Origin of the sequence: Bacillus sp. T2.9-1 (assembly GCF_950097965.1) — a bacterium.
In the GTDB taxonomy this organism is placed as follows: Bacteria; Bacillota; Bacilli; order Bacillales; family Cytobacillaceae; genus Niallia; species Niallia hominis.
The window spans coordinates 1-16,252 of record NZ_CATNHG010000095.1; the positions used below are offsets into that span (position 1 = coordinate 1).

A 16,252-nucleotide genomic window follows, 5' to 3' on the forward strand; every position below is an offset into this window, starting at 1 on the left:
AACGTTGAGTCCGCCTTAATACACTTTATTCCCTGATGATTTGAATGGAAAGAATGGATTTCCTTTCCATTCAAATCATCAGGCCAGCAAGCGTAGCGCGGTAGCCTTGACTGAACACAACACTAAAGTAACTAAATGCGACAACTATGTTGACAAACACCGATAATAGAGGGAAATGATTAGACTCCGTATTTTAATAATATATGGAGAACTACAACATCGTTCGTCTCATTTATATAAGAATGTGTTTCATTTGCATCAAAACTAATAGAATCATATTCATTTAAGATATATGACTCTTTATTTACATTAATGGTTATCGTTCCTGCCATCACAGTAGCAAGTTCAGTCGTATTGGGGTGATGCCTTTCCGGATAATAGGAACTATGCGGTTGTAAATATGCTCGACACATTTCTATCTCATTATTTGGATTTGGATTTTGAAAAATTGGCTCCACTGCCCAATTGCCATCATCTCCAAAAATTCTTAACCCGCTCCCAGCTCGCGATACATTTACACTGCTTCCTGAGGAAAATAACGCCATAAGAGGGATCGATAAACTTTTCGAAATCTTCCACAAAACCCCAATTGTTGGATTAGTTTCTCCCCGCTCAATATTCCCCAGCGTCAGCTTACTTACACCTGATATCTCAGATAAATTTTCGAGACTCAACTGTCTTTCTTTACGCAATTTTTTAAGCACTGCTCCAACTTGAATAACTACCTGTTTTGAATCATCTATTTCTCTATTCATTTTAATCCTCCATTTATCCTATTATGGAAATTATTATTTTCCTGTGTTATGAGCTTAACTCCATACCTAATTAAGTGGTTCAAACAAACCTTTACATTGGTTAGTTAACTGATTATAAACCGCCGCTCCTTTGGCATAAGCCTCTTTGCTAAAATCATCCTTTTCCATAAATGTCTTTAAAAACATATAAGTAGCGCCTGCATAATAGTTTGCAATATAATCACTATTTTTACCAAATGCTTTATGTTGCTCCATTACAAGCTTATTAAAATTAGCTAACTGGCGAATAAATTCATTACTAATGCCAGCCCATTCAATTAATGCAAATGTCTCTTGATTTTGTTTCCAAAATTGAATTAGTAGTTGAATAAAGCCTGAAGCGTTAAAAGATTGCTGCTTTAAAACCGACCTAAAATCACTCATGACATTGGATATCTGTCTTATAATGATGTCTTCTTTCACTAAATAATTTCTGTAAAAAGTTTGCCTTGCAATTCCAGCTTCCTCGCATAAATCTCGGATGGAAAGCTCATAAAAGTTTTTATTCTTAAGATTAAACATCATTAAACTTTGCAGCAATAATTTTTGTGTTCTTTCGACCCGTTTATCCATTTATGCACCAATTTCCTTTCCTGTGTCACATAAAAAAATTATTTACTTTTTCTTTGCTTAAATTTATTATACAATTCTTTCAAACTAAGTGACAAATGTAACTTAAGTGTCAATTGCTCATTTATAAAATTATTTAATATCGGAGGGAATTATTTTGGAAACAGGAAAAATAGTAATCATTACTGGAGCCAATAATGGGATTGGTCTACAGTTAACCAAAAAAATGCTAGCAGAAGGGAGTCAAGTTATTGCATTAATACGTTCTTCTTTTTCAAAGGACGACAACTTTATTCAATCAAAAATTACTACAGGACAGTTACGAATTTATAAAGCAGATTTATCTGATTTTAACAGTCTAAAAAAAGCGCTGGAAGAAATAAAAGCAACGGAGAAGAAAATAGATTTCCTTTTCAATAACGCTGGCGGCAGCTTTCCTTCGTTGTTATTTTCTAAGCAAAATCGCGAACTACATTATGAACTTCAGACAGTAGTGCCTTATATTATTTTTAAAGAACTATCCCCTTTATTTGAAATGGGAGAAGATAAGACAATTGTTAATACATCTCCCGCTGTCATCCTTCGAGTGAAACAGTTTGATCCAGATACATTGGAAAACCCATCTTCCTTTAAAAAGTTATTCGGTCCCTATGCGACAGCAAAGCTAGCTTTATCTTTATGGACAAAAGAAATAGCAAAAAGGGAGAGTGCCAATGGATTCCGGTTTCTAAGTGTAGACCCCGGGAGTAACAATACGTTGCGGAAAGAAAAAAAATCAGGTATCCCCTTTTATATAAAACCATTGATGAAGTTTTTCTTTTCCCCACCCACAAAAGGGGCTGCTTTACTCTACGATGCCGCAATGGATAAGACTGGAGCAGTTTCTGGGGACTTTATTATTAAAGGGAAAAGCACGAAGGTTAAATTTTCTGAATATAGTTCCCTTATTTTAGAGGGAGTACACAGGATTTATGTGAGGGAATTCTTGAATAGTGAGGAGTAGAGAGATAATAAAAAGAAGGTTTGCAGGATATTTAGGGGGTGTTTCGAATAAAGTTTGATTATAGTTTATAATCTCATATGAATAAATTTTACTCTACTGATATACTCAAATATGTTTTTCCTTCATTTTGATTAATAGTCCTCCTCTTCATGTCTTGTAATCTAATATGAATCTCATCGACAAAGAGTGATTTTCCTTGTATTATCTTTTTAATTATTGCTGAATATTTGATTGTACAAAATACACCTCATCTAATAAAAGATGAAGTGTATTTTATCCTTAACTCTAGTTCAGATATCGACCAATAGTATCAAAACTCATAATTGCTAGCTTAATTTATCCACAACACTCAGCATTCCATTTTCCTTGAGTGTCACTGTAAGAGTGAAGTTAATTATGTTTTGAATCCGAAACACAATTTATTTGATACAAATTGGTAAAAAAACTAATTCAAGGCTATCCCTTGCTAAACGGTTTTAATTTTGTAATGGTAGTCACGACGATTGCAATTGATAAAATACCTATAGAGATTAATATACTAATAAAAATCCAACTGTATGAAACATTCATTCCAAATAAAATCAAACTTCCTAAAAGAACCCCTAAAACAATTGGGACTCCTGACCAGAGAGAGATTTCTTTAGAGAAATGAATCAATATACGACCTTTAGTCCACCCAATAATATGGTACATAGAAAATTCCTTCGCTCGGTATTGAAGGAGTGCTGTAATACTCTCACTAACTGCTAGGTAAGAAAGCAGTACGGTTATCACTATAATGGAAATTTGTATGATTAATGTTTCATCCATTGTAAATTGACCTAGTGTTGTTTCCTTAGCTTTTTCAATGGAATATCCTAAGTTAGATATCTGAATAATCAGTAGTATAATCGAAATGAACAAAACCAAAATGGTTGGTAATATAAACTCTTTATAATGAATAATTGCTGGAACTTTCTTATATTCCATTATCCTAGTTTTATTCCCTGATCCATTTCTTAAAAATAATAAACATACCATGACCACGGTTAGGAACCATAATAATGAAGAGAGTAAATAAGGGAATGCATCTTGTTTGAATAGAGTAAATAAAATAATGCTAACTACATACCCAATAGTAATAATAATAAATTGTTCAAGACAGTTCCGTAGAAAAATAAATTTCCTTTTCCACCCTAATAGATATAGTAACTCATCTTCCTTATATAAGGCTTTTTTTTCAAAAGTTACTCTTGAATATAACCAAAGAAACCCAAAAAGAGAAAATAATATGAAAGAAATCACGGACATGTGATTCCAATTTTCACTCAGCTCTTGTGCTACCCCTAGAGTTGTCCAAGGCTCCAGTATCTGGCCTAAACCTTCAACATCTAATCTCATTTGTTTAAAAGAGGAACCAGCAACAATATCCACTTCATAACCAGATTTTAGTAGGTCTATTGCAACTTGTTCAATTTTCTCTTGAGCATCCACGTTATATTTATTTATCCCGGCCACTTTGATCCTTATTGCATCAATCGGTTTTTGACCTTTTACCATTTCAGCAGCTTCCAGGGTTGTTATCCCGCTCGCTGGTGTAGGAATAAAGCTTCCAGGAAAGATTGTAGATTGTACCACTTTACCGTCTAAGCTTTTTGACTCTGTGGTAGAATATATACCTAATGGGCTTGAAGCTAACTGGTTAGTATCCTTATTAGGTGAAAATTCTCCCACTTGTTCAATAATAAAGGGCACCTTTTGACTTTGATAGGCACTTATCCCCTTTTTATTTACTGTTTTATATATTGGGGGAGGTCCATCTTCAAGTATGGGCACTTCTAGATTATTTTCATTTATTTTATAGTTGATTTTTGATGCTATGTAATAAATCGAGGTATCTTGGTCAGACATAAAGCGATCAGTCTCACTTATACTGAAATCCTCCCCAATCTTTACAGCTGTCCCCTCAAACGGTTTTTGGAATTTAGATAAATCTAAATTATATTCTCTATTATCAAGCACTTTAGCTTTAGATAGTTCATTAATTACTTGCTCCATTTTTTCAGGTTTTTCATAGCCCATTAATAGTGAGTCATCTTTCATCAGGCCTAATTTCTCCTGATATTCTCCGAGATCTACATCTATCCTATCTGTCTTCACAGTCATATATAATGGAATATTTATATCATGCCGCTGTATAACTTTGATAACGGGTGGATTTCCTAAACTTTCCCGAACTTCTTTAAATTCAATATCATTAATCTCTTTATCTAATTCAGAATAGTCAATTCCAGTTAACTTACTTTCGCTCTCAACATCAATAGCAGCTAATAGATAATAATTAAAAGGCATTAGGACTGTCATTGCTACACCTGTTAATGAATTTGGATACGAAGCGTCAATATATTGTATGTTTCCTGGAACCGAACCATCAAAATAATATAACTCCTCTTTCTGATCAATAGGATATTTATGAATCCCATCCGAGGTATAAAATTGCCAAGAAAATCTTGTTGGTTCCTTTAATACTGGAAGTTCAATAGACATCCTTTTACCACTAAAATACCCTAGAGATGCTACTGGAGCGGCCAATTCTATGTCTGGGTTTCTTTTAATCTGTTCCCAATCAGAAATAGAAATACCACCTCCCCCATCACCGATATAATTCTCTTCAATCATTCCTAATTTTTTTTCAACATCTGTTCTTGTAGAACTTGGTCGTACTAGGATGTCATATGTACCTCGTCCGTATTCTTCTACGGAATGATTAACTGCTAACTTAATTTCTTTTGTGCTCTGAAAACCTAATGGAATAAGTGTATATAAACCAATAAATGCTAATAAAATGGTAATGGAGATCAACTTTCTGCTTAAAATACGAACCCAAGCAAAACGTATCATACAAATACCTCGTTTTCCTTCAAATTACCTTTGTATAATTTATAGGTCTTATCACCAAGTTTCGCAACTTCCTCATCATGGGTTACAATAATAATCGTTTGTCCTTTATTTTTGCATTCAATCAGAATGCGCAGAATGTTATCTCTATTTTCAATATCTAAGTTCCCAGTCGGTTCATCACATATCAGTACCTTTGGATTAGCCATTAAAGCTCTAGCAATCCCCACTCTTTGCTTTTCCCCTCCTGATAAAGATTCTGGCAGTCTAGCAAACAAAGAATTATTAATTCCCACACTCTCAAGTAATTTTTTCGCTCTAATATATAGTTCCTTTTTCGGATAATCATAAATAAGAGGTAACATGACATTATCAATAACAGAGTAGTGGGGCAAAAGTTTGAAGTCCTGAAATATAAAACCAATATTTTTTTTTCTATACTCGCTTCTCGCATTTTCATTCATGTGATAAATATTAGTTCTCTCATATAAGACCTCGCCTTTATCAGGCTTTAAAAGTCCTGAAATACATTTAAGTAAAGTAGACTTTCCTGTACCCGAAGGGCCTACGATCGTATACCACTGTCCCTCTTCAATAGACAAGGATACATTTTCTATTATGGAATTGGATTCAGAAAATGACTTTTGTAAATACTTTATATCAATCATGACGTTCCTCCTTAAATTGATTAATTACAATCACCCTAGTCAGTTGACTAGGGTGCCATAGAATTTACATTTATTTTCTTAGTGTTACTGTTCCTGTTGCACGTGCAGTTCCACCCCCAGCGGATGAAACAGTTAGTGTAAGGTTCCATTTGTCGGTACTTAAGGAACCTAGATGATATGTAGATGATCTAGTTGTACTATAATAATTAGCAGCAGGATCTGTAAATCGAGTAGTAATACCATCATGGTACTTTACATTATAAATTCCGTTACCCCCACCCCAAGAAATAGTTTTAGTCATTGTAGCAGAAGAACCAATTATAATTTCATTTTTCGGACCACTAATCTTTGCTTCAGTTGGTATTGCTGCAGATACGTTAGATAAACCTATTCCTAGAGATATACCTTATTGCCAATCCACCAACCGTTAATCTTTTCATTATATTCATTCGAATTCCACCTCCAATATTTTACAATTAAAGTATACTAAATAATACATTGCACGTAAACTATTTTTTCAAAAAATTCACACTAATCTATCTTATTTAAATTCAAATCTTTTTTCACTACTAAATGCTTAAGCAATAGACTCTATTTCTGATACATCTTGGTAGAAAAGATATAAAGCGCTATTACTTTAAATCTTCACTGCCAATGAATTCCATCTTTCTGTAAAATTTATTATTACTAGCATTGAAGACATGTTTTACAGTGTCATAACCTGCACTTTTAATAACGATATTTTATGATCAGTTAATCCATATGGATACACCATTAGATTTCTTGAAGATTCTTATACCTATAGATAAATTGCCTGATTTTTTCGAAACATCTAAACAGCCTGCTTTTTAGACAATCAATTTATTGTACACGACAGTCTCATTAGGCATTTACTCATTCTCTACTACTATTTTGCCAATCATACTTCCCGTTTCTACTATTTTATGTGCTTTACGTAAAGTTTCGGCATTAATTGGTCTAAGTGTTTCAGTTAGGGTTGTTGTTACTTTCCCTTCATCTATTAGTTTACTTAGTTTGGATAAAAGTTCATGTTGCTTGATCATGTCTGTAGTTTGATACATGGATCTTGTAAACATAAATTCCCAAGCAAACGTTACACTTTTATTTTTTAAAGCAGTAAGGTCGATAGGATTTTCCATTTCTACAATCGAACAAATACTTCCTTGCGGGAAAATAATATTGGCCATGTTTTGCCAATGCTGCTCTGTTTCGTTCAAACATAGAATATATTCAACGCCTTTTATATCATGTTCTTGTAGTTGATTTCGAAAGTTTTCGTGATGGTTAATGATATAATCAGCACCTAATTTATTCACCCGTTGCTTACTCTCCTGTCTAGAAGCTGTGGCAATCACTTGTAAACCAGCCAATTTAGCTAATTGAATCGCTATTGAGCCAACTCCACCTGCTCCACCAATAATAAGAATGCTCTTAGATTGATTTTCTTTGTGGTTATTTATATCTATCATTAATCGATCAAATAAACTTTCCCATGCTGTTATCGATGTCAATGGTAACGCAGCTGATTGAGCAAAATTCAAAGACTTTGGCTTTAATCCAACAATTCTTTCATCAACTAATTGATATTCGCTATAAGTCCCTGATCGTGTTAGGTCACCAGAATAAAAGACTTCATCCCCAGGCTTAAATATTGTACAATCTGATCCGATTTCTTCCACCACTCCACTTGCATCCCAACCTAAAATCCTTGGTTCTTTTTCTTCTTTATCTTTTGGAGCTCGAACCTTTACATCGACCGGATTAATTGAAATAGCTTTAATTTTAACAAGTATATCTCTTTTGGTTGGTGTAGGTTTTTCCAATTGAACATCTACCAAACTTTCTTCCCTTTCAATCGGTAAATATTTGTATAATCCAACTGCCTTCATTTAAATGCCCTCCTTTTTTATTCATGTTTATTATAAAAAAGAAATATGCTAAGGGTAAGTACGCACATTCTTGTAATCTGGTATCAACCATGTTACCTATTAGGAATGGAAGGAAAAGAGTGTGTACTAACATTCTTGTAATCTGATATTAACTATGTTACTAATTAAGAATTAAAGACTAAGAAGAAATGAGAAAGGTATGAGTACGGATGAGAAATCGAAAGAAAGGGTATGGATGCCCCGAAGGCTGTCCGGTTGAAGGAACTCTTGATGTAATCGGAGGTAAATGGAAAGGCGTCATTCTATTTTATTTATTAGATGGAACGAAGCGATTTAATGAATTCAGTAGATTAATGCCCGGTATTACTAAACGAATGTTATCTCTCCAATTAAAAGAACTCGAGGAAGATGGTATTGTCCATCGCCAAGTTTATCCTGAAATCCCCCCTAAAGTTGAATACTCATTGACTGAGTTTGGGAGAACTCTAGAACCAATTATTTCTCTAATGAATGAATGGGGAGAAAATTATAAAGAATTTTTAAAAGAAAATAAACGCGAGCTAAAATAATTTTAAAGAAACTTTATTTTGTTAAAAATTAAAAACCTTGTATTCCCCTGCTAAAAAGTCCTTCCCCGCCTCCCTCTCCCCCTCACTCCCCTCAAACCCTTGCGGCTCTAAGCCCTTTCCTTCTTTTCTCTTCCTTCCGCTACTCTTCCTTCTGTTATATAGTTCTTCCCCAAAACCCCCATTTTCGCCCTCTTTTTTCCGTTCTGGCTTGTATCGAATATTCGGACAATGTTAAATAGATGTTCCCTGAACGGGAACAGAAATAAGAAAAAAACATGAAAAAAAAGACTTGAAAAACATCTTTCCTCAGCACTTTCTTTCTTCTATCCCGTGTTCTATCGAACTGTACAGAAAACGATATGAATAACAACTGAACACGCTATTGAACAAGGGATTGAGGGGATATTGAACAAAATAGAAAAGACTGGACCCGTATTGGATCCAGCCTTGATTCGCATTGATTTTACGATTGATTATTGATTGAGTACATATTGTTCGCCTGCTCTTATTTCGTCACTCTTCCTTCCACTCTGGATACCAACTATTTAGCAATGATGCCATCTTCATTAATAGACATATCAACAGCCTTAATAATTATTTCCATTTGTGCCTTAGTTGACATATTAAGTCCTGGTGTACTCGCTGTAACAGCCTATTTATTATTGACACAACCTAATCAATTTTCTTCTCGCTTGCTTGTTTTTCTATCTATTACGCAATTAGGCTACTTTGTAATGGGTTTATTACTATACTTTGGTGGAGAATCACTATTGACGAGAATCGAACAATTATCTGAAATTGACTTTATCAATTGGTTTTATATCCTTTTTGGAATGGTTCTTGTTCTAATTAGCTTCAGTAAACCAAAAGATACTACAAAAAAACGTTTAATTTCAATTATACCCACAAACACAACTATCAAAGGGATGATCATATTAGGAAGCATTGTTTTTCTAATTGAATTTGTAACTGCATTGCCTTACTTTTATTCAATTTTATTAATGGATCACCTAGCAATAGAGACTACTCCTTCTATCTTAATTATAACTGGGTACAATCTTGTAATGGTGCTTCCTTCACTACTGCTTTTAGGAGTTAATATTGTGCTTAAAGACAAACTACATCAATTTCTAAATAAAATCAGGTCAAAATTAAATGAAGCTCCAATTTCTTCACTCTTAGTAGCGATAGGAGTAGTAGGTGCAGTTTTTTTCAACATCGGTCTTAGAGGCATATTAAATTAAAAAAATTTTAATGAGGTGTTCATCATGAAAGAAATTATTAGTGGACTTAGTTTACTATTCCTTATCCAAGGAGTAGGAGGGCTAATTAATCATCTAACAAATGGAGGTAAAAGCTGGTTTTTAGTTAATTATGTTGATGCCTTTCAAGGATTTGAAATCATTTTAAACATTGTATTTATTATAGTTGGCGGGGTCATAGGTTTAGCATCTCGTAAAAAAGACGACTCTACTAAAAGTGAAAACTAAAATGTACAAATTTACACTACAGCGGAGGAATTCTCACCACTTCCGCTGTTTTCCCTTTACTTTGCCTTTTACAAAAGAAAAGGGACGAAGTCAAACTGGACCCCCCCCCGAATTTTGATTGATTTTAGGATAGAATCAAGATTGAATACATATTTGTTTACCCGCTGGTCTTCCCGCTCTGGATACCAACTATTTAGCAGTAGGTACCGACTTTTTAGCGTGGAAATCAACTTTTTAGCATGGAGATAATTGTTGTCCCCATCGAATAATAACGTTCCCCCGCTCCATCTTCCCCCAATCCCCCTCAAACCCTTGCCACACATGCCCTCACACCCTTTTCTCACCTTTCCCCAATCTCGTTAAAGAATAATAACGTTCCCGCTTTTTTCACCCTTTTTCCTCATTTGTGTAACGATTTTTCACTGAATCCGAAAGAATAATAACGTTCCAGAATAGAGGTAAGATTTAAGGTTGGAGGGAGCGGTTTTTCCCGCTTTCTTTCACACGTTTGCTCATGCCTTTTCTTCTTCTTTTTTGTTGCGAAACCCTGTAGTTACTTGTCTTCTCATGCTTTTCTTCATGCTTTTTCTCATGCTCTTTCTCGCTCTTTCCCCCGCCTTTTTTCGGGCATAAAAAGACCGAAGGTCTGCCTGAATCGGATCAGGAAACCTTCGGATTTAGGAACGGTCTTTTTAGTTAAGGAACGGTTTTATTGTGTAAGAAGCGGTAATTTTAGTTTGAGACATAGTAGGGATAAGGTTTAAGGAAGAAATCATTTCGTTTGTTAGCCCTTATTTCAAGAATGTTTCTGTTGGTTAAGTAACTTTGAAATCCATGAACGGTCAGATGTATTTAATAAATCTAAAACATTCGATGCAACCTTTTCAAAATCTTCTTCTGTTTTTACATTTTCAAAATTAAACCAGATTCCATCTTCATCTTCTGATTTAGCCCCTAACCTATACCGTCTGTTTATATGATGGGCAGTAACTTTATTAAGCGGGACTTGTTCTCCCCAAGACATCGTTACACCTTTAATTGGACAAATTGCTAATTCCACTACAAATGAACCGCCCCATTTGTTAAATTGGAAAGTAATTAAATCAATATTATCTTCATTTTCACGTCTAAAGTGAGGAAATGAGCCTTTAAACCCTTGATTTCTTAATACAGGTATAACAACTTTTTTCAGGGCATTATCCATCATTTTTCTTTCATTCGATGCCACAATATTTCCCCTTACCTTTAGTTTATTCATAATCCTTCTTCATCGTCTAAAAGAACCACTATTCTATTGAACATTCGCACTCGTAGAAAATATAAAGAAATTACTTATTCTTAACACCTTTTAAATCCCCATAATAATCCACAATTTTCTTTAACTCTTTAATGGTTTCTTCAAAAAAACTTTGATCGCTTTCAATTTCGAATTTCAATTTGTTCTCTTGATATGCTTTTTCCTGAAAATAACCGTCTATGGTGATTTGACCTAATTTATCAAATTTAATTTCAATTTTCAGGTTAGTTTCGGAAGTCCAAAACGTAGCAACACCGCTCAATTCACGATAACAACTTGCTAATTGTTCGTGGAACTCATAGATTTCACCAGTAGTAAACCACAGTTCACCATTAACGTAATAATTCCCACTCTTAATTTCTATTCTTCCTTGAACATCATAGCCACCAAAATTACTTGTCAAATCGGGAAAGCCAAATACTTCTTTTAACTCAATTCGTATAAAGCCCTCTTTACCTTTAATGACAAACTCATTCACACTTTTCATCTCATTTCAATTAGGTAGATAGTTAGCTTACTGTTATTAATATGTAGGCGAGTAAATTCTATCGGTATCAGTATCTATAACAAAGTCCACCTTAATAGCCTCTGAATAAGGTATTTGTTCAAAGTTGTAAATTTTGCAAAATACGTCAGAAAAATCCCTTTGCTCAAAGTTCAATTCTTTGGCTTTGAGATACATTTGCTCCAATTGTTGTTTTGAACACTTTTTACCCGTAAGTAGAACTTGTTGAAAGTAACCATCAATTTCAATAATCATAATAATCACCACTGTTTGCTGAACAGTCATATAGCTCAAAATTCTCAATACTTTTCTGTATCATGCATTGCATTATAATAAGGATAAAATAACTAAACACTAAATTTTAACAGAAGCAGACATAGTAGGGAAAAGCTAACCGCCTAAGAACAATCGGAAGCAATATGCATGTTTTCTGCCTGACAACGTAATTCATAAAAATATCTAACTAATTCATGTTCTCCTAAAATAGACACTTCCATATTATGCAATGTTCTTTTTCCTACTCTACGGTCTAACAAACAGAGTATTTTAATTAGGATATCATATGACTTTAGGGATTCTTCAATGGAAGAGTTGAAATATTCCTCTAATGAAGAAAAGAAGTCGTATTGAGCAAAGATACCTTCTTTTTTCAATTGTGTGTGGGCTTGATCTTGTATGAATCTATTTTTTGCTACATCATCATAATCAAAATCATTCAGATTCCTTCTGATATCTCTTTCTCTATAATACTCTTCTCTTTCTGCTGTAATTGTACACATACTTAATTGCTCAACTTTATCAACAGTAATGACAGCCCGACCTAACCCATCATGTGCTTTTCTATAATTAATGACTTGAAAATCCACCCTTGTACGCAAAGGCTCACAGATAAAACTTTTTAAATGTTTCTTGGCTTTACTCCACTTAGGCTGATATAACAATTAACCATCTCCTGATTATTTTATTTAATCGTTCCCTTTTATTGTGTAATACATTTGATGCCTTAATAAACTATAACGGTTGCCATTCTGAATCTTTTTCATCCTTTTCGTTAGGTTTTCTGACAAACTCCATACACTTCTCCTCGCAAGCTCCAAATAAGATGTAGTTTCTTTGTGCCTGCCTTAATGATGGAGTATTTGCACCACCCTCATAATCAACATCATCATACTGAATCCCGTCATCTTCCAGATATTGCATATAGCATATGTTCCAGGTGGTTTTTCATCTAATGTTTTATAACCGCAACAAGGACAAGTATATTTCACTTAATCACCTCAGTATAAGAATCACTTTTATTCCATTTCTGTATATGTATTTTTCAATAAGAGAAGGCACTTTTCTTATTCCAAAAGGATTGGAGCATTTCTTTTGATCTAATCACCTGTTCTGAGTTTTCTAAGAACAAAGGACTTTTTTCAATTATAGGATAATAGATTTAGTATTCTTTGTTAGTTGAAGAATACCGTTTCATTAAATGAAATCCCCAAATAGCTATATCTTATATCAACCTTAAATATTGCCTCATGATGAATAACACTAACACCATAAATTTCATCATCCTTAGTGGCAGTACCATCATCTAATTTATTAAAGTACGAAGAAGGGGCTGTACCTTTTTTAAGAACAATATCCCCTATATTCTTAAATCCATATTTTTCTGATTCTTGATTTTCAAAATCATCCGTTATAATGAAACCTTGTACAGCATCACTTTTTTGTACTTTTAATTTTGATGGTTTTTCATTGTTATTAACTGAAACGTCTAAATTCTTCACTTCGAGAAACCCTTTATTACCAATTCCGACAACAACCGATTTTTTATCTTCACTTGAAGCAAGTGTACCAATTTCTATAGGCGGGTTGAATTTTACTAAGGAATAAAGACCACCAATAACTATTACTAAAATTAGAACTGAAAACCAAATTTTCTTCTTCAAATTCTCCCATCCTTTATCGTAATCACTCTTCAACTAACCTGTTCTATGAAAAAATGCGACATTCCTCCGTTTGCTTAGTAAGGTCTAAATTTTTTTAAATTTACTTTGAACTTTAACAAGAACATATTTTTTACTCCACATTTGGGTAGTAGCAATTAATCTTTCTCCCTCTTTTTCAAAGAACAGACCACTACCATCTTTTTCTTTAAATTCCCATCCCTTAGAACCGATCATTTGTTTAATATTTTCATCAGCGATCAAAACACCTTGATTATCTGTTCTGGTAATATACCAAATCGTATCGCCTTCTACTGCAATTTCTACTACTTTACTATCGGAGTTTTCCAATTTTTCAATCGTCTCTTTAGCTGATAAATTATTAATTGGAAGAGAAGGATAGTATAATTTATTTACAAATATGAAAACAACCAAAATAACAATTACAATAGCCGAAATAAATCCAACTCGTTTCAATGAACTCCCCCCTTGTTTTTAAATTGTGATATCTAAATAATTATTCTTCAACTAAACTACGACCTTAGTGAAAGAGTGTCTCCATTATATTTTCATTGAATCACTGTTTCAATCCTTTAGCTCTTAACCTTACAAATACAAATTTGCCTATCATAAAACAAACAATGCCCGCTAAAAATGACAAAATTAAAAGCACTGCACCTCCTGAATTATAAACAATACCAAACGCAACCTCATTTTGGAGCATATGAACATTATCATAAGTATTTATGTCGCTTGGAATATGAGATATTGTCAGCAAGTATCCTTTAATTATCGTAAATCCAAGGATTAGTACATGAATAATAATCGAAAATATAACTGCATGCAAAATTGTCTTTTTCATCTATTATAAATTACCTTTCTGTTTTGCAAATGAGACAGAAACGAGCATCAACGATAATCATTTTTATAAATTGCATATTTACTTAAACTAATCCATAAAACCTCACTTACCTATTACAATAGTTATAATTGGGAAGTCGCTGTGCAATCGTTTCAATGGACTTGTTTTCCTCTAAATCTGAAAATAGCAAAAAACCATATGCATCATGGGTAATCGCTATTGACGTTGATTCTTTAGTCATATCTATTAAAATCGTAGAGTATTCGGTCTCTTTACCTTTCCAGTCTTTCCCCAACTTATTTATAATACTTACATTATCAGAACAGGAAAGGATAAATGTGCAATTCGATTCTGCCATCCAGAAAGAGGTACTAATGATCGATTCAAAGGCAACTGCATCCGTTATTTTCACTTTAAATAGGGGAACGTGGTATTTAAGCATTTCACTATCTTCTGTTGAAACATATGCTACATCAGCTAATGAATTTACTTCATACTCTTGGCCTAACCTTTTCAATAATGTTTCAAATTCATCATAATCGTTATAGGTAGTTATAGTTAAGTGGATTGGAAACCTATTTATTTCATGTAGATAATCAATTAACAGCTTCTCAATTTCTTTTACTTCAATATGATATATGTATTTAGGTTCACCTATAATTTCATATCTATCATCATACTTATTAAGACCGCTTATGCTTGAAATATAAACAGTAGCCACTATTATCACCTTCTTAAAATACGATATTTGCATTTTCAAAAAATTACTGGCCAACGCTACTCATTCAAAAAGAGCAATTCAAGACAGCCCAATATTCTTCAACACTTGCTTCCATTTGTTTAAAAGCGATTCTAATAAAATCCAACACATTTTAATAATTCACAATCGTTGTGTACATGTTGCTTTGACCATCAGTGAAGGTAATTTTTTTGTGCCATTCGTCAAATCCATTTATGCAATACTTCCACCATGCATGGAAAATATATAGAAATCCCCTTCGTCTGTTAAAGTCCAACCGTCAAAAAAGGAACTGGCATGGAAGACATCTACAAAGACATTATCACATTGTACGATTAGAAGTGGACACTGTTCGAATAACTGAATATCTTCAATTTTTTTACCAACCAATAGCTCTTTGACCGATTTCCATTCACTTTGGTTAGATTGAATATCTGTTTCTCCTAACAATATTCCTCCTGTATCCCGAATTCGCCAAGGACATTCAATAATTATTGCCCCTTTTTCCAACCTAATAATGAAATGAACTTCTGAATCAATGGCGGTAACTTTCTGTCCAATCAGTTCCTTAAACGTGATCTTACTTATTTTTGTATGCCATAGATTACGTGCATGAGCAACAATCATTTCATAGATCTTATCCAGGGTATAGCCGTAATCGTTATCTCCGTACTGAAAGTCATCTATGGCATCACTGATCTCCTGCCAATTCATCTGTTCTTCGAATAAATCGTTTGCAATTGTACAAGCATAAATCTCTTTCACAATTGACACAGCATTCTTTTTGGGCATTAATAATTGTGAATGTAGGCATTTTAAATGGTAGTCTACACATTGTTCTTTAGAAGGTGCTTCTCTTTGAATACTATTTATTGCATCGACAAACATCTTTTCAATTTCAAATATATTTAATTTCCCTTTCATACTGGCTAATTTCTTAATTTCGAGAAAATCCAAATACAAATAAGAATTTGCCCATCCTACATAATCTGATGCCTGTACTGTACCTGTATATTTCTTGTAGTACAACT

At 33.6% G+C, this 16,252-nt stretch carries 19 protein-coding genes and 1 pseudogene; 4 read left to right on the top strand and 16 right to left on the bottom strand.

Features of this window, described 5'->3' with window-relative positions:
- Window positions 1-179: 179 nt before the first annotated feature.
- A complete protein-coding gene (locus QQZ16_RS12705) occupies window positions 180-755 on the bottom strand; it encodes a helix-turn-helix transcriptional regulator (protein WP_109769210.1) in 576 nt (191 codons plus the stop codon).
- Window positions 756-821: 66 nt separating this feature from the next.
- Window positions 822-1,367 (bottom strand): TetR/AcrR family transcriptional regulator, encoded by a 546-nt coding sequence (locus tag QQZ16_RS12710; RefSeq protein ID WP_109769209.1) that lies wholly within the window; start codon window positions 1,365-1,367, stop codon window positions 822-824.
- 154 nt (window positions 1,368-1,521) lie between these two features.
- Here QQZ16_RS12710 and QQZ16_RS12715 point away from each other — a divergent pair, with 154 nt between their 5' ends.
- The gene (locus QQZ16_RS12715; protein ID WP_268817954.1) at window positions 1,522-2,367 is read left to right on the top strand and encodes an SDR family NAD(P)-dependent oxidoreductase; all 846 of its coding nucleotides are present in this window, start codon (window positions 1,522-1,524) and stop codon (window positions 2,365-2,367) included.
- Window positions 2,368-2,823: 456 nt separating this feature from the next.
- Here QQZ16_RS12715 and QQZ16_RS12720 read toward each other — a convergent pair whose 3' ends face one another.
- The 4 genes from QQZ16_RS12720 to QQZ16_RS12735 all read right to left on the bottom strand — a co-directional run bounded on the left by QQZ16_RS12720 (window position 2,824) and on the right by QQZ16_RS12735 (window position 7,822).
- Window positions 2,824-5,247 carry an ABC transporter permease gene (locus QQZ16_RS12720; RefSeq protein WP_109769207.1) on the bottom strand — a complete coding sequence of 808 codons (2,424 nt, stop codon included), beginning with the start codon at window positions 5,245-5,247 and terminating at the stop codon, window positions 2,824-2,826.
- Window positions 5,244-5,912, bottom strand: coding sequence for an ABC transporter ATP-binding protein (locus QQZ16_RS12725; protein WP_109769206.1), 669 nt, complete (start codon window positions 5,910-5,912; stop codon window positions 5,244-5,246). The genes QQZ16_RS12720 and QQZ16_RS12725 overlap by 4 nt, the downstream gene beginning before the upstream one ends.
- Window positions 5,913-5,982: 70 nt before the next feature.
- Window positions 5,983-6,213, bottom strand: coding sequence for a hypothetical protein (locus QQZ16_RS12730; RefSeq protein WP_251628836.1), 231 nt, complete (start codon window positions 6,211-6,213; stop codon window positions 5,983-5,985).
- A 589-nt stretch (window positions 6,214-6,802) separates the two neighbouring features.
- Window positions 6,803-7,822 (bottom strand): zinc-binding alcohol dehydrogenase family protein, encoded by a 1,020-nt coding sequence (locus QQZ16_RS12735; RefSeq protein WP_235252588.1) that lies wholly within the window; start codon window positions 7,820-7,822, stop codon window positions 6,803-6,805.
- A gap of 209 nt (window positions 7,823-8,031) precedes the next feature.
- Between QQZ16_RS12735 and QQZ16_RS12740 the strand changes: the two genes are divergently transcribed.
- The 3 genes from QQZ16_RS12740 to QQZ16_RS12750 all read left to right on the top strand — a co-directional run bounded on the left by QQZ16_RS12740 (window position 8,032) and on the right by QQZ16_RS12750 (window position 9,881).
- The gene (locus tag QQZ16_RS12740; RefSeq protein WP_284561381.1) at window positions 8,032-8,391 is read left to right on the top strand and encodes a winged helix-turn-helix transcriptional regulator; all 360 of its coding nucleotides are present in this window, start codon (window positions 8,032-8,034) and stop codon (window positions 8,389-8,391) included.
- Window positions 8,392-8,945: 554 nt separating this feature from the next.
- Complete coding sequence (locus QQZ16_RS12745; protein ID WP_284561382.1) at window positions 8,946-9,635, top strand: GAP family protein; 690 nt, start codon at window positions 8,946-8,948, stop codon at window positions 9,633-9,635.
- A 24-nt stretch (window positions 9,636-9,659) separates the two neighbouring features.
- Window positions 9,660-9,881, top strand: a complete 222-nt coding sequence (locus tag QQZ16_RS12750; protein WP_099354670.1) for a hypothetical protein — start codon at window positions 9,660-9,662, stop codon at window positions 9,879-9,881.
- Between the two features lie 796 nt (window positions 9,882-10,677).
- Here QQZ16_RS12750 and QQZ16_RS12755 read toward each other — a convergent pair.
- From QQZ16_RS12755 to QQZ16_RS12800, 10 genes and pseudogenes are all read right to left on the bottom strand, one after another.
- On the bottom strand, window positions 10,678-11,109 hold the full coding sequence (locus tag QQZ16_RS12755) for a DUF4304 domain-containing protein (protein ID WP_189655310.1): 432 nt from the start codon (window positions 11,107-11,109) through the stop codon (window positions 10,678-10,680).
- Window positions 11,110-11,209: 100 nt separating this feature from the next.
- Window positions 11,210-11,656 carry a WapI family immunity protein gene (locus QQZ16_RS12760; RefSeq protein WP_284561383.1) on the bottom strand — a complete coding sequence of 149 codons (447 nt, stop codon included), beginning with the start codon at window positions 11,654-11,656 and terminating at the stop codon, window positions 11,210-11,212.
- 45 nt (window positions 11,657-11,701) lie between these two features.
- Window positions 11,702-11,968, bottom strand: coding sequence for a hypothetical protein (locus QQZ16_RS12765; protein WP_284561384.1), 267 nt, complete (start codon window positions 11,966-11,968; stop codon window positions 11,702-11,704).
- A 113-nt stretch (window positions 11,969-12,081) separates the two neighbouring features.
- Window positions 12,082-12,624 (bottom strand): SF0329 family protein, encoded by a 543-nt coding sequence (locus QQZ16_RS12770; protein WP_284561385.1) that lies wholly within the window; start codon window positions 12,622-12,624, stop codon window positions 12,082-12,084.
- 70 nt (window positions 12,625-12,694) lie between these two features.
- Window positions 12,695-12,951 (bottom strand): annotated as a pseudogene (locus QQZ16_RS12775) (CPCC family cysteine-rich protein).
- A gap of 183 nt (window positions 12,952-13,134) precedes the next feature.
- Window positions 13,135-13,623 carry a hypothetical protein gene (locus QQZ16_RS12780; protein WP_116353936.1) on the bottom strand — a complete coding sequence of 163 codons (489 nt, stop codon included), beginning with the start codon at window positions 13,621-13,623 and terminating at the stop codon, window positions 13,135-13,137.
- Between the two features lie 84 nt (window positions 13,624-13,707).
- On the bottom strand, window positions 13,708-14,097 hold the full coding sequence (locus QQZ16_RS12785) for a hypothetical protein (RefSeq protein ID WP_284561386.1): 390 nt from the start codon (window positions 14,095-14,097) through the stop codon (window positions 13,708-13,710).
- Window positions 14,098-14,197: 100 nt separating this feature from the next.
- Entirely contained in the window at window positions 14,198-14,482 is a 285-nt protein-coding gene (locus QQZ16_RS12790) for a hypothetical protein (RefSeq protein ID WP_284561387.1), read from the bottom strand.
- Window positions 14,483-14,588: 106 nt separating this feature from the next.
- On the bottom strand, window positions 14,589-15,203 hold the full coding sequence (locus QQZ16_RS12795) for a hypothetical protein (RefSeq protein WP_284561388.1): 615 nt from the start codon (window positions 15,201-15,203) through the stop codon (window positions 14,589-14,591).
- A gap of 231 nt (window positions 15,204-15,434) precedes the next feature.
- Complete coding sequence (locus QQZ16_RS12800) at window positions 15,435-16,250, bottom strand: hypothetical protein (protein ID WP_284561389.1); 816 nt, start codon at window positions 16,248-16,250, stop codon at window positions 15,435-15,437.
- Between the last annotated feature and the right edge of the window lie 2 nt (window positions 16,251-16,252).

Excerpts from the sequence above, each read along its gene's own strand:
- QQZ16_RS12730 (WP_251628836.1), bottom strand. The coding sequence starts at position 6,213 with ATGACTAAAACTATTTCTTGGGGTGGGGGTAACGGAATTTATAATGTA.
- QQZ16_RS12750 (WP_099354670.1), top strand. The coding sequence starts at position 9,660 with ATGAAAGAAATTATTAGTGGACTTAGTTTACTATTCCTTATCCAAGGA.
- QQZ16_RS12745 (WP_284561382.1), top strand. The coding sequence starts at position 8,946 with ATGCCATCTTCATTAATAGACATATCAACAGCCTTAATAATTATTTCC.
- QQZ16_RS12705 (WP_109769210.1), bottom strand. The coding sequence starts at position 755 with ATGAATAGAGAAATAGATGATTCAAAACAGGTAGTTATTCAAGTTGGA.
- QQZ16_RS12720 (WP_109769207.1), bottom strand. The coding sequence starts at position 5,247 with ATGATACGTTTTGCTTGGGTTCGTATTTTAAGCAGAAAGTTGATCTCC.
- QQZ16_RS12765 (WP_284561384.1), bottom strand. The coding sequence starts at position 11,968 with ATGACTGTTCAGCAAACAGTGGTGATTATTATGATTATTGAAATTGAT.
- QQZ16_RS12735 (WP_235252588.1), bottom strand. The coding sequence starts at position 7,822 with ATGAAGGCAGTTGGATTATACAAATATTTACCGATTGAAAGGGAAGAA.
- QQZ16_RS12790 (WP_284561387.1), bottom strand. The coding sequence starts at position 14,482 with ATGAAAAAGACAATTTTGCATGCAGTTATATTTTCGATTATTATTCAT.
- QQZ16_RS12710 (WP_109769209.1), bottom strand. The coding sequence starts at position 1,367 with ATGGATAAACGGGTCGAAAGAACACAAAAATTATTGCTGCAAAGTTTA.
- QQZ16_RS12725 (WP_109769206.1), bottom strand. The coding sequence starts at position 5,912 with ATGATTGATATAAAGTATTTACAAAAGTCATTTTCTGAATCCAATTCC.
- QQZ16_RS12740 (WP_284561381.1), top strand. The coding sequence starts at position 8,032 with ATGAGAAATCGAAAGAAAGGGTATGGATGCCCCGAAGGCTGTCCGGTT.